17 protein-coding genes and 1 tRNA gene are annotated in these 22235 nt (G+C 71.4%); 4 read left to right on the forward strand and 14 right to left on the reverse strand.

What is annotated here, in order from left to right:
- Nucleotides 1-39: 39 nt before the first annotated feature.
- Entirely contained in the window at nt 40-582 is a 543-nt protein-coding gene (gene idi / locus DNL27_RS02170) for an isopentenyl-diphosphate Delta-isomerase (protein ID WP_012397378.1), read from the reverse strand.
- Nucleotides 583-686: 104 nt separating this feature from the next.
- Here idi and DNL27_RS02175 point away from each other — a divergent pair, with 104 nt between their 5' ends.
- Both DNL27_RS02175 and DNL27_RS02180 read left to right on the forward strand, forming a co-directional pair.
- Entirely contained in the window at nt 687-1625 is a 939-nt protein-coding gene (locus tag DNL27_RS02175) for a pseudouridine synthase (protein ID WP_239494417.1), read from the forward strand.
- A gap of 218 nt (nt 1626-1843) precedes the next feature.
- Nucleotides 1844-2851, forward strand: coding sequence for a CAP domain-containing protein (locus DNL27_RS02180; RefSeq protein ID WP_112234581.1), 1008 nt, complete (start codon nt 1844-1846; stop codon nt 2849-2851).
- 248 nt (nt 2852-3099) lie between these two features.
- Here DNL27_RS02180 and DNL27_RS02185 read toward each other — a convergent pair whose 3' ends face one another.
- Complete coding sequence (locus DNL27_RS02185) at nt 3100-4107, reverse strand: DNA-formamidopyrimidine glycosylase family protein (protein ID WP_112234582.1); 1008 nt, start codon at nt 4105-4107, stop codon at nt 3100-3102.
- A 119-nt stretch (nt 4108-4226) separates the two neighbouring features.
- Between DNL27_RS02185 and DNL27_RS02190 the strand changes: the two genes are divergently transcribed.
- Both DNL27_RS02190 and DNL27_RS02195 read left to right on the forward strand, forming a co-directional pair.
- Nucleotides 4227-4799, forward strand: coding sequence for a hypothetical protein (locus DNL27_RS02190; RefSeq protein WP_162627089.1), 573 nt, complete (start codon nt 4227-4229; stop codon nt 4797-4799).
- A gap of 80 nt (nt 4800-4879) precedes the next feature.
- A complete protein-coding gene (locus DNL27_RS02195) occupies nt 4880-5374 on the forward strand; it encodes an alpha/beta hydrolase fold domain-containing protein (RefSeq protein WP_112234584.1) in 495 nt (164 codons plus the stop codon).
- Between the two features lie 200 nt (nt 5375-5574).
- On the opposite strand, the gene DNL27_RS02200 is transcribed toward DNL27_RS02195, so the two are convergent.
- The 12 genes from DNL27_RS02200 to DNL27_RS02255 all read right to left on the reverse strand — a co-directional run bounded on the left by DNL27_RS02200 (nt 5575) and on the right by DNL27_RS02255 (nt 22148).
- Nucleotides 5575-10938: a DEAD/DEAH box helicase gene (locus DNL27_RS02200; protein WP_112234585.1), complete on the reverse strand. Its 5364-nt coding sequence runs from the start codon at nt 10936-10938 to the stop codon at nt 5575-5577.
- A complete protein-coding gene (locus tag DNL27_RS02205) occupies nt 10928-11701 on the reverse strand; it encodes a DUF4232 domain-containing protein (protein ID WP_112234586.1) in 774 nt (257 codons plus the stop codon). Before DNL27_RS02205 ends, DNL27_RS02200 begins: the two co-directional genes overlap by 11 nt.
- Complete coding sequence (locus tag DNL27_RS02210; protein WP_112234587.1) at nt 11698-14649, reverse strand: FAD-binding and (Fe-S)-binding domain-containing protein; 2952 nt, start codon at nt 14647-14649, stop codon at nt 11698-11700. The genes DNL27_RS02205 and DNL27_RS02210 overlap by 4 nt, the downstream gene beginning before the upstream one ends.
- 51 nt (nt 14650-14700) lie before the next feature.
- Entirely contained in the window at nt 14701-15027 is a 327-nt protein-coding gene (locus DNL27_RS02215) for a 2Fe-2S iron-sulfur cluster-binding protein (protein ID WP_012397387.1), read from the reverse strand.
- Nucleotides 15028-15136: 109 nt separating this feature from the next.
- Nucleotides 15137-15958, reverse strand: coding sequence for a thioesterase family protein (locus tag DNL27_RS02220; RefSeq protein ID WP_012397388.1), 822 nt, complete (start codon nt 15956-15958; stop codon nt 15137-15139).
- Between the two features lie 197 nt (nt 15959-16155).
- Nucleotides 16156-17268 (reverse strand): acyl-CoA desaturase, encoded by a 1113-nt coding sequence (locus DNL27_RS02225; protein ID WP_112234588.1) that lies wholly within the window; start codon nt 17266-17268, stop codon nt 16156-16158.
- A gap of 70 nt (nt 17269-17338) precedes the next feature.
- Nucleotides 17339-18391: a flavin reductase family protein gene (locus DNL27_RS02230; RefSeq protein ID WP_012397390.1), complete on the reverse strand. Its 1053-nt coding sequence runs from the start codon at nt 18389-18391 to the stop codon at nt 17339-17341.
- A gap of 158 nt (nt 18392-18549) precedes the next feature.
- A tRNA-Ser gene (locus DNL27_RS02235) sits at nt 18550-18639 on the reverse strand.
- 91 nt (nt 18640-18730) lie between these two features.
- Nucleotides 18731-19207: a tRNA adenosine(34) deaminase TadA gene (gene tadA, locus DNL27_RS02240; protein WP_112234589.1), complete on the reverse strand. Its 477-nt coding sequence runs from the start codon at nt 19205-19207 to the stop codon at nt 18731-18733.
- Between the two features lie 5 nt (nt 19208-19212).
- Entirely contained in the window at nt 19213-19905 is a 693-nt protein-coding gene (locus DNL27_RS02245; protein ID WP_112234590.1) for a hypothetical protein, read from the reverse strand.
- Between the two features lie 51 nt (nt 19906-19956).
- Nucleotides 19957-21240: an ABC transporter permease gene (locus tag DNL27_RS02250; RefSeq protein ID WP_112234591.1), complete on the reverse strand. Its 1284-nt coding sequence runs from the start codon at nt 21238-21240 to the stop codon at nt 19957-19959.
- Nucleotides 21237-22148 carry an ABC transporter ATP-binding protein gene (locus DNL27_RS02255; protein ID WP_012397394.1) on the reverse strand — a complete coding sequence of 304 codons (912 nt, stop codon included), beginning with the start codon at nt 22146-22148 and terminating at the stop codon, nt 21237-21239. The genes DNL27_RS02250 and DNL27_RS02255 overlap by 4 nt, the downstream gene beginning before the upstream one ends.
- Nucleotides 22149-22235: the final 87 nt, after the last annotated feature.

Raw genomic sequence — 22235 nt, forward strand, 5'->3', positions numbered from 1 at the left:
TGGGCATCCCGGCCCCCTCCTGCGGGCCGCGAGCCTCCCTCAGCCCAGCGCCTCCCGCAGCGCCGGCTCCCGCACCTGGTCCCCGAGCCACGGGCTGAACGCGTAGGGGGCTGACTCCACCGCCGCAATCAGGTCCCGCGGCGCGGTCCAGGCGTACTCGGCCACCTCCGATTCCGCGGGCTGCGGGTCGGTGTCGGTGACGGCCACGAACACGGGGCAGAACTCGTTCTCCACCACGCCGGTGGCGTCCGTGGCGCGGTACTGGAACTCGGGGACCACCACGGTGAGGTTGCGGATCTCCAGCCCCAGTTCCTGGCGGGCGCGGCGGGCGATCGCGTCCTCGAAGGACTCGTGCGGCCCCGGGTGCCCGCAGAAGCTGTTGGACCACACGCCGGGCCACGTGCGCTTGCTCAGCGCTCGGCGGGTCACGAGCACCCGACCGTCCGGGTTGAGCACGTGGCACGAGAACGCCAGGTGCAGCGGGGTGGCCTCGGTGTGGACCTCGGACTTCAGTGCGGTCCCGGTCGGCTGGTGCTGCTCGTCCAGGAGCACGACGCGCTCCGGGGTGCTGTTCTCGCTCACGGTGCCGCCTCACGGTGGTGTGTTAGGTTCCTCGCCATGGTATCGGCCGGGTCGGACACGCAGTGAGACGCCGCGTGACCCCTCCGCTGCCCATCGTTCGCGGCGTGGGCCCCACCCGCGTGCGGATGCCCGGCCCGGGCGCCCCGGACCCCGTTCTCGACTCCCTCCCCGGTCTGCCCGCCACCGCGGTGGACTACGTCCGGGCCCGCTTTCCCGACGACGCCGCGTGGTTCGCCGAGCAGGTGGCGGCCGGTCGTGTGCTCGGGGACGGCGGCGTCGTCGTGACCCCGGAGACCCCCTACGAGCCCGGGGTGTCCGTGTGGTTCCACCGCCCCGTGCCGGACGAGGACGCTCCGCCCGTCACACTGGACGTGCTCCACGAGGACGAGTGGATCGTGGCCGTGGACAAGCCCCACGGGCTGTGCAGCACACCCAAGGGGGAGAACGTGCGGCGCTCGGTGGTGGTGGCCGCGCGCTGCCAGTTCGACAACGACGAGATCTCCGCGCTGCACCGCCTGGACCGCTCCACCGGCGGGGTGCTGCTGCTGTGCAAGCGCGCGGAGGACCGGGGCGCGTTCCACCGCCTGTTCCAGGAGCGCACGGTGCGCAAGACGTACTGGGCCGTGGCGGGTGTGAACGAGCGCGTGGGGGAGCAGACCGTGCGCGTGGAGTCACGCATCCGCAAGATCCAGGGTGTGGTGCAGGCCTTCGAGGAGCCCGGTGAGGTCAACGCGGTCACGGACGTGCGGCGCGTGGAGACCTTCACGGACGCGGACGGCACGTGGGGGCTCTACGAGATCGCCCCGCTGACCGGGCGCACCCACCAGATCCGCGTGCACATGACGTCGCTCGGGCTGCCGCTGCGCGGGGACAAGCTCTATCCGCAGCCGCGGCAGGACTTCGACGTGGAGGACCCGGAGAACCCCCTGCAGCTGATCGCCCGCTCCATCGAGTTCGTGCACCCCGTGACGGGTCGCGCGGTGCGGATCGACTCGCGACTGACCCCCGGCAGCCATGCGGCGGCCACTCGGAGCGCCACGTAACGATTGCGTAACATGTGACGGGTGGCACACGCCGATGCCCTCCGGGGGTACCGTAGCGCGCGGGTCTTCCCCCCTCATCGGGCCCACCTCGGAGCCACCGCCGCAGTGCGGGGGCCCGGACCGGTTGGCGTCAGCCACCGGGAGCTGTCCCCACAGCGTGCACGACCCGTCGCACCCGGCGGGACCCTCGTGCCCGCCCGACGACGAAACGGCCCTGCATGTCCACACACCTCACCTCTGCGCCCCGCGTGCAGAGTCCGATCCGCCGTGCCCTGACCACTCTCGCCGCCGCCGCGTCCGCGGCCACCGTGGTCCTGACGGGCAGCCTGCTCACTGCGCCGCAGGCGCAGGCCAGGCCCTCCGACATCGTGGCCGTGTCCTCCGGGACCCGCGCCGCCGACTCCCAGAAGCTGCTGGACCAGGTCAACAGCCACCGGGCGTCCCGTGGTCTGAAGCCCGTGAAGTACTCCAAGTCCCTGTCCGGGCTCGCCCAGGGGCAGTCGGACCGGCTGGTCAACCAGGAGGTCATCAACCACTCCAACACCTTCCTCACGGACCGCCGGGCCGCGGGGTACAGCGCCGCGGGTGAGATCCACGCCCTGTCCTGGAAGAACTCGGTCACGGACCTCACCACCTGGTGGAAGGGTTCTCCGGCGCACAACAAGGTGCTCACCGATCCGCGCATGGAGGTGATCGGCATCGGGCTGACCTACGTGGACGGCAGCCTGGGCGGCAGCGGTCAGGGCTGGCGGCTGGTGGGCACGGTGAACTCCTACGGCTTCCCGGCCGGGCGCGCCCCCGCGGACACGAGCACCCGGGTGGCCGGCGCCGTCGCACCCCGCGCGAGCGCCGTGAAGCCCGCACCTCCCAAGGTCGTGGTGCGTGGTGCCATCAGGGGCCGCTACGACGCCCTCGGCGGGGCCTCCGTGTGCGGTGCTCCCCTGGCCAACGAGCGCGGCGGTCTCGTGGGAGGCGGCGTCTACCAGAGCTTCCGCGCGGCCAACGGCGCCCAGTGGAAGATCCTGTGGACCCCGCGCACGGGCGCGCACGCCGTCAAGGAGTCGGGCGGGATCGGCAGCGCCTGGAAGGCCGCGGGCTTCGAGCGCGGCTGGGGCTACCCGCTCACCGAGGAGTACCGCGCGGGCTCCGAGGTCCAGCAGCGCTTCTCCAACGGCTACACCGCGCACTGGTCCCGCACCACCGGCCGCACCTGGGTCACGCGCTGACACGTACCGCACAGCCGACGACGCCGCCCCGCGGACTTCCTGCCTCGGCACGGGTCCGCGGGGCGCTGCGTTTTCCTTTCGCTGTGGCCCGGGCAGCGCAGGTGGGTGGGGGCAGGGTCCATGGGCCGGGCAGCGGTGCCCATCGCCCCGGCCCGAAGCGAAGACCGCGTGCTTCGAGTACGTGAGCGGGCGGCGTCGTGCGCGGTGGCCGTGCCCGGGGGCGCGCGGTGACGTGCCGGCCGGCTGCGTCAGGCCGCGGCCTGGCAGCGGGGGCACCACGCGATGGTGCGCAGGTGCTGCACCGCGGTGCGTGAGGGGGCGGGGTCCACGGTGAGCAGGGCGTCGTCGATCTCCCCGCGCTTGAGCTGCGTCCCGCAGCGGCGGCACGGCTGACCGTCCTTGCCGTACGCCCAGAACAGGGGGCGGCCCTGCGGCGCCTGGCCCACGGTGGAGCGCATCGAGCGGTCCTTGTTCAGGTGCAGCAGCTTGTGGGCGAGCACGACGATCTCGCGCAGCTTGCCCTCCGGCAGGGAGTCCACCCGGGCCCAGGGGTTGGTGCGGGTCATGAACAGGGTCTCCACGCGGTACACGTTGCCGATGCCCGCGAGGTTGCGCTGGTCCATCAGGGCGGTGCCGATCGCCCGGTCCGGCTGGGCGCTCAACCGTTCCAGGGCCTTCTCCAGGTCCCAGTCCGGGCCGAGGATGTCCGGGCCCAGGTAGCCCACGAGCTCCTGGCCCTCCAGCCGGGTGGGCACCAGGCGCACGTCCTTGACGTCGAAGCCCACGGCCTCCACCTCTTTGGTGCGCAGGATCGCGCGGATGGTGTGCGAGCCCTGCCCGATGGCCACGTCGGCGCTGAGCCGGGTGCGCGCCTCGGCGGCGGAGCGCACACTTCCGCCCTTCCGGGCCTGGCCGCGCGGTCGGTACGGGCTCGCGCCGGGCCGGCTCCGGCGCCCGCCGGGGCGCGCGGCGGCGTCGTCCTGCTGCCGGTCGAAGACCCGCCAGGTGCCGTCCATCATGAGGTGCGAGTGCAGGGTGAGGGGCTCGGCGCCGGACGTTATCTGCTCCGCGTCCGGGGCCGCGGAGAGCCGGATGAGGATGTGCTTCCCGCGCGGCACCACGGCCACCACGGTGCGCCCAGAGACGTCCGAGGTGGCGAGCGCGGGCACCCGGAAGTCCGAGCTCTCGATCACGGCACCCTCCAGCGCCTCGCGCAGCATCTTGCACTGGCGGTAGACGGAATCACCTTCGGGCACGGGTCCTCCTCGGTTCGCGGTGGGGTGTTCAGCGTACGGCGTGTTCCACCAGATGCTTCTGGTGGATTTTCCGGAGTCGCCGAGCGTTTGGCGGTTCACTCCAACTGCGAGGAGCCCTGATGAGATCCGAGGAAATCGCGAGAAACGCCGAAGGATGGACCCCGCCTCCCCTGTGGGCGCCGGTGTCCGGACACCTGATGATGGGGGCCGTCAAGGTGCCCGTCATGGTGCTTCTGCTGTGGGCCGCCACGCTCACGGGGTGGCTGGCGGCCGCGCCCCTGCAGAATCTGGTCGTCGCAGGGGTGGCCGCAGTGGTCGTGGGGGAGGTCCTCACCACACTGGCGGAGCGGCCCTTCGTGGTGAAGCGACGGCTCTCCGCCCCGGGCGGCTGGGACTACGCGCTCGTGCCCGTGGTGATCCACGCGGTCGTGGGTCTGGGCCTCGGCGCCCTCCTCCTGGGTGGTCTGCGGGGCGGCATCGCTCTGGGGATGGCATATGCAGTGGCCACGGTGGGCGAGACGATCCTGTCGAAGTCCTGGCTGCCGGGTGACACCCAGGCCGAGTTTGACGAGAAGTGGCGCCAGACCAAGCAGATGACGCACGAGACGTTCGATGACGATGTGCAAGACCTCAAACGGCAGGCCGGTCAGAAGGTCCGGGACAGCTACGACAAGCGCAAGGGAAACGAGTGACGCAGGAGCAAGCGGTGTCCATGGTCCACACGTAGGCCCATCTCCGCCGGTGCACGTCCGGTCCCGCCTATGGTGACGAGATGATCGACGTTGAAACGCTGAGGCAGTCAGCCCGGCAGCGAGCAGCCGCGCGGCCACGGTCCCCATTTGACGGTGTGATCCGCGATGAGCACGTGGGCGTCGTTGCGACGCGGTCCTACACCCCGCACGAGAGGATGACCAATGCCATCGTCTACTTCTCACACGGTGGGTACGGGGTGTTCGGTGACCTCGACCTGCAGGACGCCTACTGTCGTCGTCTCGCAACGGTCTTGCACCGTCGAGTCGTGGCCGTTGACTACCGCCTGGCGCCCGAGAATTCATTCTTCGATGCAGTCGACGATCTCGAGAGCTGTGTTCGGGTCCAGGCAGGGACCACGGGCGTCATTCTCTGTGGAGATTCGGCCGGGGGTGCCGTAAGCGTCGCCGCGGGGGAACGGATCGGAGCCACGGTTCGCGCTGTGATGCTCACCAACCCGAATCTCGATCTCACTCTGCAGTCCTTCGACCGTCAGGCTCTCCAGGGCCCGGACTGAGAACTGAATATCGTGGACGGGCGCGGTCACGGTTTCATGAGTGACCCCGGCAGTGCAGACCTCGCACTCCGGCGGGCGGGCGCTTTCATCTGCAGGCATCTTGCCGTGCCCTGATCACGGACTCCCGCACAGAACAGGACGAAACTTCACTGAGGTTGACGGGCCTTCTCAAGGTGACCCGTGGAGACGGGCCCGAACCGTCACCCCCGGCCCCCACCCACCGGTGCCCGCATCCGCACGCCCTTCGGGGTCTGGTAGAAGCCGCCCGCCAGCAGCCCGTCCCGCACCGCGGTGACCAGCTCCTCCGAGGAGAGCACCGAGTCCCCGTTGACCTTCTCCACCACCAGCGAGTCCACGGCCTTGCGCTGTACGAGAGCGGCCACGGCCTCCGCCGCGAGGTGCAGCAGCGCGGGGTCAGAGGCGAACGCCAGCGCCGTCTTGCCGCCGCGCTCCAGGTACAGGGTCAGCGCGCCGTCCACGAGCACCACCACGGCACCGGCCTTGCGCCCCGGCCGGTGCTTTGTGCTGGACTCCAGCACCACCGCCTCCGGCCAGTCCAGCGCCGCGCCGTACGGGTTCGCGGGGTCTGTAGCCGCGAGGGCGAGGACCTGGGGATCGGCCTTGCGGGCGGCGTCGTCGTCCGTGAAGCTGCGCAACACATCAACCGTTGCCGGTTGCGTGAACTGGGCGGCTCCGAGACCCTCGATGAAGTAGCCGCGCCGCGCCCGCCCCGCGTCCTCCAGGGCACGCAGCACCTTGTAGACCGTCGAGAACCCGCCGGGGACGTCCTCCACCGCCACGGGTCCACGCGTGAGGATCCCGTAGCGGTCCAGCAGCAGCTCCGCCTGGGCCTGCGCCCGCACGGTGGGGTTCAGCGGCTCGGGGCGCAGCGCGGACCACCGGCCCGCCGTCGTGCGCTCCTCGCCGCCCCCGGAGGCGCGGACCACGCGCGTGCCGGACGGAGCGGCGTCGTCGGCGGAACCCGCGGGGTCGAAGCCGGCCGGACCGCGCCCGACCGCGCGCAGCCGCGCCGCACCCCGGCGCCCCGCGGAGCGGGAACGCCCCGGCCGCTTGGGCGTCTTGTGCGCGGAGTGCCCGCCGGAGATCAGTGCGCGCACGGGGGCGTACGTGTCGTTGGTGATCAGCCCCGCCCACAGCAGGTTCCACAGCGCGGTGCGCAGCTGGGCCATGTCCACGCTCACGCCCGCCGCGGCGAGGGGCTGGATCAGCTGCCACGCGAAGTACGCGCCACCGCCCTGCAGGACCGTGAGCAGCTCCCGTTCGAGCGCGGAGTCCAGGGCGGCCGCGGTGGCGTCCAGCTGGGCGACGGGCGGCAGCGAGAGCTCCGCGGACTCGGCCAGGTGGAACGCCACCCAGCCGTCCTCACCACCCAGGGACCCGGTGCCGGAGAAGACGACCTCGCCCGTGGCCATGAGCTCGTCCAGCATGGCGGGCCGGTAGTCCACCACGCGCTGCGCGAGCACGAGCGGCTCCCACGCGGACGCCGGGATCGGCACCCCGGCGAGCTGGTCGATCACGGTGAGCACCCCGTCCAGCCCGCGCAGCTGGTGTCCCTTCACGGCGTGCTGCCACGCGGGCAGGAACGTGGCGTACGCCTGCGGGTCCACCGGCTCCACGTCCGCGCGCAGCGCCGCCAGCGAACGACGCCGCAGGGTCCGCAGCACCTCGATGTCGCACCACTCCGAGTCCGACGCCGCCGGGTCACCGCTCGGCCGGAACGCCCCCTCGCTCACCCGCCGCTGCCTGGCCAGGGACCGCAGCGCGGACTCCACCACGGCAGGGCCCAGGCTCAGGGCCTGCGCGGCCTCGGCCACACTGAACGGCCCGTGCGTCCGGGCGTACCGGGAGACGAGGTCCCCCACGGGATCCGCCACCGGTTCCAGGAACGCGAGCGGCACCCCCATGGGCAGGGGCTGACCGAGCGCGTCCCGCATCCGGGCGGCGTCCTCCACCGCGCAGTACACCTCACGCCCGCCCACGCGCAGCACGATCGCGCGGTTGGTCTCCACGAGGGCGTCCAGCAGCTCGCGCGCGGCCTCCGGGGAGATTGCCCGGTACGCGGGGTCCTCGGCCCGCCCCGTGTCCTCCTCGTCCTCAGGGCCGCCCGACGCCGCCGTGTCACCCGGGCCGCCTTCGTCGCCGATCCGGGCGGACGCGGCGGCGCCCGGCGCCTCCAACGCCGCTGACGAGGCCGCCTCCGACGCCCCGGTGCTGGGCGCCGGAGCGTCGGGGGGTGCGGCACCTGCCCCAGCGGAGGCGGACCCCGCGGCCGGCGACCCCGCAGGAACGGAACCGTCCCCGCGCAGGCGCAGGGCGGCGTCGTCGGCGGTCATGGGCCCGAGCAGGCGCAGCAGGTCCGCCGCGCCCTCCACCCCGCGCAGGCGGCGGTCGGGGGCGAGGCGCTGCAGCTGCAGGACGGTGGTCTCGATGACCTCGGGGTCCAGCAGCTCGCGCAACTCGGCGCGGCCCAGCAGCTCGTTGAGCAGGGCGGGGTCCAGGGACAGCGCGGCGGCCTTGCGCTCGGCCAGCGGGGAGTCACCCTCGTAGAGGAACTGCGCCACGTATCCGAACAGCAGGGTGCGCGCGAAGGGTGAAGGGGAGTCCGTGGTGGTCTCCACCACCCGCAGCTTCCGTCCGGCCAGGTCCCGTTGCAGCTGGAGCAGGGCGGGGACGTCGTACACGTCCTGGAGGCACTCGCGCACCGTCTCCAGGATGATCGGGAACTGCGGGTACTTCCGGGCCACGTCCAGCAGCTGCGCCGAGCGCTGGCGCTGCTGCCACAGCGGCGTGCGCTTGCCGGGGTCCGCGCGCGGCAGCAGCAGGGCGCGCGCCGCGTTCTCCCGGAACCGGGAGGCGAACAGCGCGGAACCGCCCACCTCCTCGGTGACGATCTGCTCGAGCTCCTCCGGCTCGAAGAGGAACAGCTCCGCCCCGGGAGGCTCTTCATCCGTGGCGGGCACGCGCAGCACGATGCCGTCGTCCGCGGCCTGCGCGCTCGCATCCAGACCCCAGCGCTCGTCCAGCCGGGCACGGACGGCCAGCGCCCACGGGCCGTGCACGGGCGTGCCGAATGGGCTGTGCAGCACCACGCGCCAGTCCCCGAGCTCGTCCCGGAACCGCTCCACCATGAGCGTGCGGTCGTCCGGCACGTGCTCCGTGGCTTCGCGCTGCTCCGCGAGGTACGCCAGCAGGTTGTCCTGGGCCCACTCGTCCAGCCCGGACACCGCCAGGCGCTCGCGGGCCTCGGCGTTCGCGGCACCGGCCAGCTCCCGGGTGAAGCGCCCGACGGCGCGCCCCAGCTCCACGGGCCGGCCCAGCCCGTCCCCGTGCCAGAACGGCAGCTTGCCCGGAACACCCGGCGCCGGGGCCACGACCACCCGGTTGTGGGTGATCTCCTCGATCCGCCAGCTGGAGGCGCCCAGCGCGATGATGTCCCCCACGCGGGACTCGTAGACCATCTCCTCGTCCAGCTCGCCCACGCGCTTGGGGGACTTGGAGTCCTGCTCACCCACCAGGAACACGGGGAACAGTCCCCGGTCCGGGATGGTGCCGCCGCTCGTGGTCGCCAGGCGCAGCGCTCCCGGGCGGGCCTGGAGCGTGCCCGTCTCGCGGTCCCACACCAGGCGCGGGCGCAGCTGGGCGAACTCGTCCGAGGGGTACCGCCCGGCGAGCAGGTCCAGCACGGCGTCGTACGCGGAGCGCGGCAGGGAGCGGAACGGGGCACTGCGGCGCACGGTGTCGTACCAGGCCTCCACGTCCACGTCCTCGGCGGCCACCGCGGAGACCGTCTGCTGGGCCAGGATGTCCAGGGGGTTGGCGGGCACCGAGAGCGGTTCCAGGTTTCCGGCGAGCATCTGCTCCGCGATCACCGCGGCGTCCCGCACGTCCCCGCGGTGCTTGGGGTAGATCCGCCCGATCGACACCTCACCCACCTGGTGCCCGGCACGCCCCACGCGCTGCAGCCCGGAGGCCGCCGAGGGCGGGGACTCGATCTGGACCACCAGGTCCACGTGGCCCATGTCGATGCCCAGTTCCAGGGACGAGGTGGCCACCACGCACCGCAGCCGCCCGGTCTTGAGGTCCTCCTCGATCAGGCTGCGCTGGTCCTTGGACACCGAGCCGTGGTGGGCGCGCGCGAGCACCGGGGACGCGCCCTCGTGCCGGTTGCTCTGCCGGGGGATCGCGGCGGGCTCCCGCTCGTCGGACGCGGGGCGGACGACGCCGCCCGGGCCGTCGGGCGCGCCAGTCCCGTCCCCGGGGGTGCCGAACAGCGCTGCGTCGCCGGGCGCTCGCACTGGGTGGCTGGGACCGCCCGAGGGTGCACCGGGGGCGCCCGGCGTGTCGTACCCCTCGACCGCGAAACCGTCGAGGCCTTCGGGTCCGGTGTCCTCGTCCCCGGCCGCGCGCCGCGCGCTCTCCGCGAAGAGGTGGTTCAGAGCCTCCCCCACGGCCACGGGATCCCCGGAGCGCTCGCCACTTGGGAACTGCTCCGCGGCGTTCTCCAGGCGGAACTCGTGGATCTCGTTGAGCCGCGCGGTCAGCTTCTCCGCGAGCCCGCGGGAGTTCGCGAACACGATGGTGGAGCGGTGGGCCTCCACGAGGTCCACGATCCGCTCCTCCACGTGCGGCCAGATGGATGCCGTAGCCTGCTGCCCCGCACCGTCCAGCTCGGCGTCCAGGGAGGGGGAGCCGTCCGATGACGGCGACGCCGCCGCCCCGCCCAGCACGGTCATGTCCGGGATGGGCACGGAGACCGTGAGGTCCCAGTCCTTCTCGGACGGCGGGCGCACCACGTCCACGGGCTGCGAACCGCCCAGGAATCCGGCCACGGTGTCCACGGGTTCCACAGTGGCGGAGAGCCCGATCCGCTGGGCGGGCTGCTCCAGCAGGTCGTCCAGGCGTTCGAGGCTGACGGCCAGGTGCGCGCCGCGCTTGGTCCCGGCCACCGCGTGCACCTCGTCGATGATCACGGTGTTCACGTGGCGCAGGGTCTCTCGCGCCTTGGACGTGAGCATGAGGTACAGGGACTCGGGCGTGGTGATGAGGATGTCCGGCGGGTGGGCCAGCAGGGCGCGGCGGATCGCTTGGGGGGTGTCGCCCGAGCGGACCCCCACGGAGATCTCCGGGGGCTCACCCCCGGCGGCCCTGACCGCCTGGGTGATCCCGATCAGGGGTGCGCGCAGGTTGCGCTCCACGTCCACGCCGAGGGCCTTGAGCGGGGAGATGTAGAGCACCGAGGTGCGGTCCTCGGACGGGGCGGCCGCGGCGTCGTCGTCGCCGGAGGAGCCCGGCGCGGTGGGGCCGCTCGGCGAGCTTCCGTCAGGGGAGCCCGCGGGGGACTTTGCCGCGAGCAGCCGGTCGATGGACCACAGGAACGCCGCGAGGGTCTTGCCGGAACCGGTGGGTGCCACCACGAGAGCGTGGTGGCCCGCCGAGATGGCCTCCCACGCGCCGCGCTGGGCCGCCGTGGGCCCGTGGAAGGCGGCGTCGAACCACCGCGCGGTCGCGGGGGAGAAGAGGTTCAGGGCCGAGTCAGGATCCAAAGCCTCTGACCTGGAGCTGGGAGACCTTGGGGTTGCCGCAGGCCTGCCCCGGGTAGGAGACCACGAGGGACTCGTGGCTGCCCGGCGGGTAGACGCGCAGGCCGGTGACGTCGTGCGGGTTGCACACCTGCCCGATCACACCCGGCTGGGTGATGCTCAGGCTCGTGCTCGTGGAGGCCCCGGGCTGCAGCGTGACCGCGGCGGCCGCGGACTCGGTGCGGGAGGCCGGGGCGCCCACCATGGCGCCGGCGGCGTCCACGAAGGACACCCCCGGGTACCCGCTGAGCACGCACGGGGTGGAGCCGGTGTTGGTCACGGTGAGGCTCGCGATGACGTGCCCGGCCGCGCCGTTGGTGGGTGCCGCGGTGCCGCTGAGCTGCGACGCGCTGCACGCGCCGCCCACGCCCTGCTGGTCGGCCTTCTCCTTGTCGAACGGGCTCGCGGTGGGCATCCCGACCTCGGGGGCCGACGCCATGCGGGTCTCCTCCGGCTGGGGCTGTGAGGCGTCCGCCGCCGTGGCGGTCTCCGAGGGGGCCGGCGTCTCGCTCGCGGAGGAGCTGGCCGAGGAGCTGGCCGACGCGCTCGGGGACGCACTCGGCGAGGCCGAGGTGGCCGATGCGCTCGCGGACGTTGAGTCTGTGGTGGGGGAGTCGTCGGAGGAGCCGCACGCGGAGAGCGCCAGCAGGGCGGTCAGGGCAGTGGCGGCGAGCAGCGGACGGGAGTGCTTGCGGGTGCCCCGGGGGTCGGGCGATGAGGTCGTCATGGTGACAGTGTCCTACGTTTCGTCCGCAATGCGGCACACATCACTTCCGCGAGGTGCACCGCGTCGGCCCCGGTGCCCTGGGAGATCTGCGTGCGGCACGAGAAACCGTCCGCCAGCACGATCGCCCCGGGCTCGGCGGCCCGGATCGCGGGGAACAGGTTGCGCTCGCCGAGGGTCTGCGAGATCTCGTAGTGCCCCGGCTCGAAGCCCCAGTTCCCGGCCAGCCCGCAGCACCCGCCGCCCACCACGGAGGTGTCCACGCCCAGCTTCTCCAGCACGGTGAGCTCCGGGGAGTAGTCCCCCATGGCCTTCTCGTGGCAGTGCACCTGGCACACGGCGCTGCTCGGCCCCTGCCGGGTCTCCAGCGGCTCGAACGGCCAGTCCCCGCCGGCCTCCAGGTGGGCCGCCGCGAACTCGCCCAGGGTCCGGGTGAGGCCCTTCACTGCATGGGCCCGCGGATCCTCGGGCAGCAGCTCGGTGATCTCGTGCTGCAGCATCACCGTGCAGGACGGCTCCAGTCCGATCACCGGGTACCCGGCCTCCAGCAGCGGTGCCATCACGTCCAGGGTCTGGCGCAGCACCTTCCGGGTCATGTCCAGCTGGCCCGTGGAGTGCCACGTGAGCCCGCAGCACACGTCCCCCATGGGCATCAGCACGCGGTAGCCCATGGCCTCCAGGACTTCCACGGCGGCCTTGCCGGGCCCGTCCGCGGAGTAGGTGGTGAACGTGTCCGGCCACAGCACCACGGACGGGCGCCCGGCGGGGTCCGCGCCCGCCACCCCGTCTGCCAGGGCGCCGCGGGCCGACGACGCCGCACGGCCGCCTCCGCGCGCAGCCGCACCGGCGGCGTCGTGGCCCGCGTGACGGGAGCGCGCGCGGAACCACGCGGTGAACGGGGTGTCGTTGAAGCGGATCATGTCGCGGCGCGGTTCGATGCCACCGAGCTTCTTGGTGAGCGCCTCCACGGCCGGGATGCGCTCGAGGGCGTTGACCGCGCGCAGGGAGCCGGGCACGCGGGCCGCGATCCGCATGAGCCACGGCATCCACCCCATGGTGAGGTGCGCCATGGGCCGGCGGTCCCGGCCGATGAACGAACGGAGGCCCTGCCGGAAGTGGTGGTGCAGGAACTCGGCCTTGTAGGTGGCCATGTCCACGTTCACGGGGCACTCGGTGGCGCACGCCTTGCACGAGAGGCACAGGTCCAGGGCCTCGTAGGTCTCCTGCGACTTCCAGCCGTCGGTGAGGTGCTCGCCGCGCAGCATCTCCGCGAGCGAGCGCATGCGGCCTCGCGTGGAGTGCACCTCGTCCCCGGTGGCGTGGAAGGACGGGCACATCGCACCGGAGTCCGAGCGGCACGCTCCCACGCCCACGCAACGGTTCACGGCCTGGCCGAACGAGCCGTTGTCGTGGGAGAACGCGTGCACCGGGGTGAGCTCGAACGTGCGCGCACCCGGTCCGGGGCGGATGCCACGGTCCAGCGGCTCCGGATCCACCAGCACACCGGGGTTGAACAGGCCCTCGGGGTCGAAGATCCGCTTGAAGCGCGCGAACGCGGCCAGTGCCTCCGGTGTGTAGATGGTGCTCAGCAGTTCGGAACGGGCGCGGCCGTCCCCGTGCTCTCCGGAGACCGAACCGCCGTAGCGGTGCACCAGCTCGGCGGCCCGCTCGATGAACGTGCGGTACTGGGCCACTCCGTGGTCGGAGTTGAAGTCGAAGGAGATGCGGATGTGCACGCAGCCCTCGCCGAAGTGCCCGAACGGTATGCCGCGCAGACCCATCTCGTCCAGCAGGGCGTAGAGGTCCCGCAGGTACTCGCCCAGCCGTGCCGGGGGCACCGCGGAGTCCTCCCACCCGGGCCACGCCTCGCCGCCGTCCGGCAGGCGGGTCACGATGCCTGCCCCGGCCTCTCGGATGTGCCACAGGGCCCGGGCCTGCGTCGGATCCCCGACCACCACCGAGTCCACCACCGTCTCCTCGACCAGCGCGGGGAGTCTCCGGGCGGCGTCGTAGGCCTGCTCGGGGGTGTCCCCGGAAACCTCGCAGTACAGCCAGCCGCCGCCGCGCGGGAGTTCGGAGCCGGCGTGCTCCTGGCCGGGGCGGGTGCGCAGGGCGTCCAGGAGGTCCGAGCCCATGCCCTCGATGGTGGTCACGCCGGAGACGCGGAGCGCGGGTGCGGCGCTCGCGGCGTCGATCGCGTCCTGGAACCCGAGCACCGCCAGCGCGGTGTGCGCGGGCCTGGCCACGAGCTTGACCGTGAGCTCCGTGATGATCCCGCACGTGCCCTCGGTGCCCGCGAAGGCCTTGGCGGCGTCGAAGCCGTTCTCGCCCAGCAGGTAGTGCAGCCCGTAGCCCGAGACCTGCCGGGGGAACTGGCCCAGCTCGGTGCGCAGCATGGCCAGGTGCTCGTTGCGCAGCCGCTCCAGCTGCGATGTCAGTGCGGGCTCCGAGGTGCCGCCCGCGTCCAGGGTGACCAGGCGGCCGTCGGCCAGCATGACCGTGACCGACACGAGGTTCTCCGCACTCGTGCCCCACGCGACCGAGTGGGAGCCGCACGCGTTGTTGGCCACCATCCCGCCCACCGTGCAGCGGGAGTGCGTGGAGGGGTCCGGTCCGTAGGTCAGGCCGAACTCGGAGGCAGCCTCCCGCAGCTGGTCACAGATCACCCCGGGCTCGATCCGCGCCGTGCGGGCCTGCGGGTCGATCTCCAGGATGCGGCGGAAGTGGCGGGAGGTGTCGATCACCAGTCCCTCGCCGATCGCGTTGCCCGCCACGGACGTGCCGCCGCCGCGGGGGACCACGGACCAGCCGTTCTCCCGCGCGGTGGCGAGCAGCTCGCGGATCTCCGCGACCGAGCTCGGCTCGGCCACCGCGGCCGGGAGCCTGCGGTAGATCGAGGCGTCGGAAACGTACGCCGCGCGCGTGGTCAGGTCGTCCCGCAGGACCGTCATGGTGCTACCTCTTCCTCCGCGCACTGCCGCGCTGCTGTCACCGGTGGGCGCTCACCACTCCGGGGCGATCTCGATCTCCGCGCCGTCCAGGTCCTCGGACCACTCCACCTGGCAGGTCAGGCGGGAGTTGTCGTGGCGGGTGTCGTCCAGCATCTCCAGGAGGTCCTCCTCCTCCTCGTTGGTGCCGCCCGTCTTCACGAACGTCTCCTGGTCCAGGTACGAGTGGCACGTGGAGCACGAGGCGTTGCCGCCGCACGTGGCCAGGATGGGGAACTTGTTGCGGGTGAGGCACTCCATGAGGGACTCGAAGTCCTTCCACTCCACACCCTGGGTGCGCACACCGTCGCGGTCGGTCACGTTGATCTGGATGCTGCTCACTCGCCTGGACCTCCTGGGGCTCTCACCCCGTCCGAATTGTTCTGGGAATCAGCCGCCATTCTACGAGCGCCCGTCAAACCCTGCGTCATCGCACGACGCGGCCCGGGCCTCAGCCCATGCGGCGGACGGTCAGCGCCTGCGCCACCCGGCCGATGGGGCCCTGCTCGTCGAAGAGCTCCGAGTGGGTCAGGCCCACGCCGTCCCCGCCGAACTCCACGTTGGTGTCCAGGCCCACCCATGCGGAGACGGGGGCGCGGAACATGTGGATGGTGAGGTCCACGTTGGGGAACGCCCACGGGCCGATCTCCACGCGGGGCGCCAGACCGTTGGCGGCGTCCACCGCGCTGATGAACTGGGCGGTGGGGGAGGAGTCCTCGCCCTCCACCACGGCCTTGCTGATCCGCAGCCAGCCCGCGCCGCTGCCCGGGCGGGGCATGCGCGCCACGCGGGCCTCGAGGGAGCCGATGTAGCCGCCGCCCCACTGCTCGTACATGTTCAGCTCCTCGCACTGCTCCAGCGGGGTGAGCGGTTCGATCTCGCCGCCCGCCACGTCCTGGGTGTCCGAGGTCTTCAGCCGCCACATGCTCAGCCGGATGCAGTCCCGCCCGCCGCTGCTCATGGTGGCCTCGACCAGCTCGATGGTCTTGCCCGGGCGCAGCACGCGGGTGTGCACCTCGATCTCGCCGCCGGCGATGAAGCCCAGGATGTCGAACGAGAACCGCACCGGGATCATGTCCTCACGCGGGTGGTTGCGCTCGATCTCGTGCACCAGCAGCCCGGAGGACGCCGCCATGTGCTGCTCCAGGGGGCTCCACGCGCCCTGTGTGTACACGGTGGTGCGGAAGCTGTGCTCCCCGGTGCGGATGTAGTGGGCGTCCGGGGTGTCCTCGCCGTTCACGCCCAGGTGCCCCACGGGCTGCTCGTCGCTCATGCTCTGATCCTCTTCCTGTCCGGGCCGTGGGTGCGCGGCGCGTCCCAGGGGACACCCCCATCCACGACCGAAGTGTGTGCCGGATTACACCCTAGGGGGAGGGCCGTGTGAACGCCTACCGGCGCGTAGCGCGGGCTCGCGCCTGCCTCGCAGAAGTTCTCGGCGAGTCGAGCACCTGTCCCGGACTCCGGGTGAGATCAGGGCAGGGCCAGCCTGAACACCTTGCGCCACGCCTGGAAGACCTGCTGGGGCAGCGGGCCGGAGGTGTACCGGATCCCGTACTGCCGGCAGATCTCCCGCACGCGCGGTGCGATCTGGGACAGCCTGTTGGAGGGCATGTCCGGGAACAGGTGGTGCTCGATCTGGAAGGACAGGTTGCCGCTCATGAAGTGCATGAGGCGGGAGCCGTCGATGTTCGCGGATCCCATGGCCTGCCGCCGGTACCAGTGCCCCCGCGACTCGTTCTCCACCTCGTCCTCCGTGAAGGTCTCCGCGCCGTCCGGGAAGTGGCCGCAGAAGATCACCGCGTGCGCCCACACGTTGCGGATCACGTTCGCCGCCAGGAAGCCCTTGATCGACGCCTTCCCCGACCCGGTGAGGGATGCCAGCAGGGGGGAGACCAGGAAATCCTTCGCGGACTGCCTCCCGAGCTTCTTCATCACCCGCTTGAAGTCCTCCCAGGTGGCTCGGCCGGACTTGGTCCCGGCGCGGAACTGGTCCAGCTCCACGTCGTAGATGGCGATCCCCCACTCGAACGCCGGGGCCAGCAGGAGATTGATCACGGGATTGAGCAGGTGCACGGGCCGCCACGGCTGGTCCGGGTCCATGCGCAGCACGTTGTACCCCACGTCCCGGTCCTTGCCGAGCACGTTGGTCCAGGTGTGGTGGAGATCGTTGTGGGTGCGCTGCCAGCCGGCGGACGGTGCCACGAAGTCCCACTCCCACGTGGTGGAGTGGATCTCCTTGTCGTTCATCCAGTCCCACTGACCGTGGAGCACGTTGTGGCCGATCTCCATGTTCTCCAGGATCTTGCCCACGCTCAGACAGCCCACGCCCGCCCACCACAGGGGCCGGTGTTTGGAGAAGATCATGCACGCGCGCCCCGTCATCTCCAGGCCGCGCTGCAGGGCCACCACACGGCGGATGTAGCGTGCGTCCGACTGCCCGCGCTGGGAGAAGATGTCCTCCCGCACGGCGTCGAGCTGTGCCGCGAGGTCGTCGAGTTCCGCCCGTGTGAGGTTCAGGGGATCACCCGGTGGACGCGGCGCTGTTCTGGTGTTCTGGGTGGGGGTGACTGAGGTGAGCGTCATGGTGGTTCCTTTGTTCCGGGGGTGCAGGCCGGAGGGATCGGTGCCGGCGGAGAGGGGAGGGTGGTGGGTGTCAGGCATCGAACGCGGCATAGGGGGCGGGCCGCGTCACGCAGGTCTGGATGGGTCCGGGTTCCCGGTGGAGCTCACCGGTGCGGATGTTGGTGACCGCTCCGTCCGTCATGGGAATCAGGCAGCTGTGGCAGATGCCCATCCGGCAGCCGTGGGGCAGAGGGTGCTCGGCGCGTTCGGCGGCCTCCAGGATGGTGTCGCGTCCGCCCACCGCCACCGTGAGGCCGCTTTGCTGGAGACGGATCTCTCCCGGGCGCCCGCCGGTGGCTGCGCGCGCCACGTCGAACCTCTCCACCACGGGGGCGTGACCGGAAACCTCCCCCAGGGCCTCCACGGCCGTGACGAAGGAGTCCGGGCCGCACGCGTACGTCGCGCGCGCCCGGTGGTCGGGGCACAGCGCGCCCACTGCACCCGGGTCCGCGGCGTCGAGCCGCCCGCGCTCTTCGGTGAACCAGAAGACCGGGCGCAGGCCCCGGAACTGGTCGGCGAGCTCCAGGATCTCGTCGTGGAAGATGCACGACTCCCGGTTCCTGGCCACGTAGACCAGGACCACGTCGTGATCCGGTCTGCGCGGCATGAGGGTCCGCAGCATGGACATCACCGGGGTGATGCCGGAACCGGCCACCATGAAGAGCAGCGCCGTGGGCATCTCCGGGAGGATGAACTGCCCCTCCGGGCGCTCCAGGTACAGCACGTCCCCGGGGGCGGCCCGGTGCACGAGGTGCTCGGACACGGTCCCCTGGGCCCTGACGGTGATCGAGGGGTCGCCCTGCTCGGGAGCGCTGAGGGAGTAGGGGCGCCAGATCCGCTTCCCGTCCACCTCTACGCCGATCCGCGCCCACTGGCCCGCGCGGTGCGGGATCCAGCCGTCGCCGGCGGTGAAGAACGCGGTCACGGTGTCGGGCGTCTCTCGGTGGATGCGGGTGATCCGCCCGCGCGTGTAGTGGGCGCTCGAGAGTGCGCCGAAGAGTTGTGCAAACGAGCGCGGATCCTGGGGGTAGCTCAGGATGCCGGCTGCTGCGTGGAGGAATCTCACGATCCCGGAGCGGCCCATGCCCAAGTTCTATCCGAGTGATAAGCAGGCCGGCAATCCCTGCGGGCCCTTTTCATCCTTCGGGCTTCCTGGACGCTCTGCGGCGTGGTGCTCCCCTGCAACGGAGAACACCCCGAACCTGAGGTTCGGGGTGTTCTCCGAGTCCCTGATCGGGACAGTGGCGGTGACGGTGGGATTTGAACCCACGTTGGCTTTGACACCAAACATCATTTCGAGTGATGCACCTTCGGCCGCTCGGACACGTCACCAGCTCCCAGCACTTTACAGGCCGGGACGCAACCCCTCCAAACCGGAGCCCTGGGCTGGCAGGCTGCGCGGCGGCGTCGGGGAATGCGGCGCTCAGCGGTGGGTGCGGAAGAACTCGCGCAGCAGGGCGGCGCACTCGTCCTCGCGCACGCCGCCGGTGACCTCCACCCAGTGGTTGAGGCGGGGGTCCCGCACTATGTCGAACACGGAGCCGCACGCCCCGGCCTTGGGGTCCCACGCGCCGAACACCACGGTGGGCACGCGGGCGAGCACGACCGCCCCGGCGCACATGGCGCACGGCTCCAGGGTGACGACGAGGGTGCACCCCTCCAGCCGCCACTCACCGCGGTGCGCGGCCGCCTCCCGCAGGGCGAGCACCTCCGCGTGCGCGGTGGGGTCCCCGCACTCCTCTCGGCGGTTGCGCCCGGTGCCGATCACCCGCCCGTCCGCGTCCAGCACGACGGCGCCGATGGGCACGTCCCCGGACGCGGCCGTGAGCGCGGCCTCGGAAAGGGCCAGGTCCATCCAGCTCGCGAGCTGGATGGACCTGGCGGTGGGCGGAAGAGCCATGCGACTCAGCGCCGCACGCTGTTCTGGTTGAACCAGGCGGTGGTGGGGGCCTTGTACGCGGTGACGATCCAGAGGATGTCCACGACGATCTTGACGACCCCCAGGACGATGCCTGCGATGTAGATGCCAGTGCTCATGCCGCTGGTGCCGGTGAACAGGCCGAAGATGCCGGACAGGATGGCAATGGCGGCGAACACGGTACCCAGGATGCGGGCCCAGTTCCGGCCCTTCTTCAGGTTGAAGTAGACCAGCAGGTACAGGCCGATGGAGATGATGAGACCGATGACGCCGACCACCGTGCCCATGGTGCCCACCATCTGGGCCACGTCTGCGGCGCCGGCCTGCGATGCGGCGGCGCCCCCCTGCTCGCGCAGCAGGGCGTCCGTGTCCGCAGTGAGGACTCCGATGATGCTGAGGATGCTGCTCAGCACGGAGATCCCCAGCGACACCAGCGTCAGCTTGAGCAGCCGGTCGATCGTGGAGGGGCGCTCCATCAGGCCGGTGTACTGCCCGGGGTTGTACTCCGCGGTGCCGAACTTGCCTCCGGCCTGACCGTACTGCTGGCCGTTGGGGCCACCCTGCGGTGCGCCGTTGACCGCGCCCTGGCCGTAGGGCATGGGCTGGCCGGACTGTGCGGGGCCGGGCTGTCCGGGGATGCCGGACTGCGGGTTCTGCGGTTCGTTCGGAGTGGTGCTCATGACTGCCGTCCTTTCATGTGGTGGTGCGAGTGGTGGTGCAGGTGTGGGGGGTCACTCGTAGCGCAGGGCGGTGATGGGGTCCTGACGGGCGGCCCGCACGGCGGGGATGGTGCCGGCCAGGAAGGCGATGAACATGACCGAGAGGATGATCAGGGCGATGTTCACGGGGTTGAACAGGAACAGGCTCAGCCCGGGCAGCGACGACAGCAGCCCGTTGGAGAGCACCCCGCTGAGGATGCTCCCGGCTGCCACGGCCACGCCGGCGCCGATCGCGGAGCCCAGGAAGCCGATGAAGATCGCCTCGAGGGAGAACAGGCCGAAGACCTTGCCCCCGCTCATGCCCAGCGCCTTCATCAGCCCGATCTCCCGGGTGCGCTCCTGCACGGACATCAGCAGCGTGTTCACGATGCCGAAGCCCGCGGCGAGCAGCGCGATGATGGCGAAGGAGTTGAGGATCCACACGATGCCGTTGATGACCGCGCGGAACATGCCCAGCTGGTCCTCCACGGTGCGTCCGAGCATGTTCTCGTCCGAGAGCTGCGACTTGATGGCGCCCACCTTGGACATGTCGTCCACGGTGGCGGTGGCGGTCAGGTACGAGTTCGGGACCTTCCGGGGGCTTCCGGAGACCTGGTAGTCGTAGAGCTTCTTGTTCAGGCCCGCGGAGGGGATGGGGTTGTCGGAGGAGCCCGCCAGTGAGGCCTGGGCGACGCCCGAGACCTTGACGGTGAACGTCCTGTCCTGGTCCACGGCGTTGCCCAGCGCGATCTTCACGGTCTTGCCCACGGCGTCCTGGTTGGATCCCAGGCCCAGGGGCTCGACCCACGAGGAGGGCAGCAGGATCTCGTCCTTGCCGCGCTCCGGGGCCTCACCGGACTCGAGCTGCGGCCCGTCCGCCTCCGGGGGCGAGCCCAGGCTGAGCGTGAACTTCTCGCCGCCGGGGGCCTCCAGGTACTTGGGGGTGACCATGTACATGGGGTCCACCGAGCCCACGCCGTCGATCTTCTCGATCTTGTCGATGTCCGAGTCGGTCAGGCCGCTGATGGAGCCGAAGCCGAGCTGCACGTTGGTCTCGTCCGGGTTGTACTCGGTGGGTCCGTCCTGCTCGCTGGAGCCGGGGGCGGACTGCTCGGAGACCTTCTGGACGAACAGGGCGTTCTCGTTGCCGAACGCGGCCACGGTCTTGTCGATGTAGTCGTTGACGCCCGTGCCGATCCCGGAGGTCAGGGTGAGCGTGAACGAGCCGATGAAGATCGCGATCACGGTCAGGATGGTGCGCGCCTTGGACCGGAACGTGTTCCCGATCGCCGTGCGCAGCAGATCGATGAATTTCACGCGGTGGCTCCTGGCTGCTCGGGGGTGGGGGCGGGCGCGGCGTGCTTGCCGGGGCGCGGTGGTTCCTGGGCGGCGCGGGCGATCTCGGCGGCGTCGGCCTGGCTGATCGTGACCACCTCCCCGGTGGCGGGCTCGGTGACCTGCAGGGTCTCCGCAGCGGCCTCGGCGGGCTGCTGGGCCCACGGGTGGGCCGGGGATCCGGGGGCGACGTCGCTCGCGGGCTTCTCGGGGCTCGGCACGATCTGCCCGTCCACCAGGTAGATCTGGCGCGAGCAGCGCTTGGCGAGGTCCTCGTCGTGGGTCACGACCACCAGGGTGATCCCCTTGTCCCGGTTGAGTCCGAAGAGGATGTCCTCCACCACCTTGGAGGTCGCGGAGTCCAGGTTGCCGGTGGGCTCGTCCGCGAAGATCACGGAGGGGTCGTTGATGAGCGCGCGGGCGATCACCACGCGCTGCTTCTGCCCGCCGGAGAGGTCGGTGGCCTTGTTGTCCGCCTTGTCCGCCATCTCCAGCTGCTCGAGCGCCTCGAGGCCCCGGCGCTTGCGCTCGGACGCGGGGACGCCCGCGATCTTCAGGGGCAGCGTGACGTTCTCCAGCACGCTCTGGTTGGGTGTCAGGAAGAACTGCTGGAACACGAAGCCGAACGCGGAGTTGCGCAGCTCGTTGAGCTCCTTGGCGCCGAGGTCCCCGGTGGGCCTGCCCTCCACGGCCACCACGCCGTGGGTGGGGGCGTCCAGCAGCGCGAGCAGGTGCATGAGGGTGGACTTGCCCGAGCCGGACTTGCCCACCACGGCCACGGACTCGCCCTTGCCGATCTCCAGGTTGATGCCCTTGAGGGCGTCGAAGCGGGTGTCGCCCCTGCCGTAGATCTTGACCAAATTCTCCGTCTCGAGAACCGGTGCCGTCATGTGTGGTGCCCCTTCCGAGGGTTGCCGTGCGCAGGACTGGGTGGAGCGGGATCGCATGTTCCCTACGAGAGTAGGGCACGGCACTAT

This window comes from Kocuria sp. BT304 (genome assembly GCF_003290245.1).
Lineage (GTDB): Bacteria > Actinomycetota > Actinomycetes > Actinomycetales > Micrococcaceae > Kocuria > Kocuria rhizophila_A.

Coding starts and splice junctions, on each gene's coding strand:
- DNL27_RS02180 (WP_112234581.1), top strand. CDS start 1,844: ATGTCCACACACCTCACCTCTGCGCCCCGCGTGCAGAGTCCGATCCGC.
- DNL27_RS02190 (WP_162627089.1), top strand. CDS start 4,227: ATGAGATCCGAGGAAATCGCGAGAAACGCCGAAGGATGGACCCCGCCT.
- DNL27_RS02195 (WP_112234584.1), top strand. CDS start 4,880: ATGATCGACGTTGAAACGCTGAGGCAGTCAGCCCGGCAGCGAGCAGCC.
- DNL27_RS02205 (WP_112234586.1), bottom strand. CDS start 11,701: ATGACGACCTCATCGCCCGACCCCCGGGGCACCCGCAAGCACTCCCGT.
- DNL27_RS02210 (WP_112234587.1), bottom strand. CDS start 14,649: ATGACGGTCCTGCGGGACGACCTGACCACGCGCGCGGCGTACGTTTCC.
- DNL27_RS02220 (WP_012397388.1), bottom strand. CDS start 15,958: ATGAGCGACGAGCAGCCCGTGGGGCACCTGGGCGTGAACGGCGAGGAC.
- DNL27_RS02225 (WP_112234588.1), bottom strand. CDS start 17,268: ATGACGCTCACCTCAGTCACCCCCACCCAGAACACCAGAACAGCGCCG.
- DNL27_RS02230 (WP_012397390.1), bottom strand. CDS start 18,391: ATGGGCCGCTCCGGGATCGTGAGATTCCTCCACGCAGCAGCCGGCATC.
- tadA (WP_112234589.1), bottom strand. CDS start 19,207: ATGGCTCTTCCGCCCACCGCCAGGTCCATCCAGCTCGCGAGCTGGATG.
- DNL27_RS02245 (WP_112234590.1), bottom strand. CDS start 19,905: ATGAGCACCACTCCGAACGAACCGCAGAACCCGCAGTCCGGCATCCCC.
- DNL27_RS02255 (WP_012397394.1), bottom strand. CDS start 22,148: ATGACGGCACCGGTTCTCGAGACGGAGAATTTGGTCAAGATCTACGGC.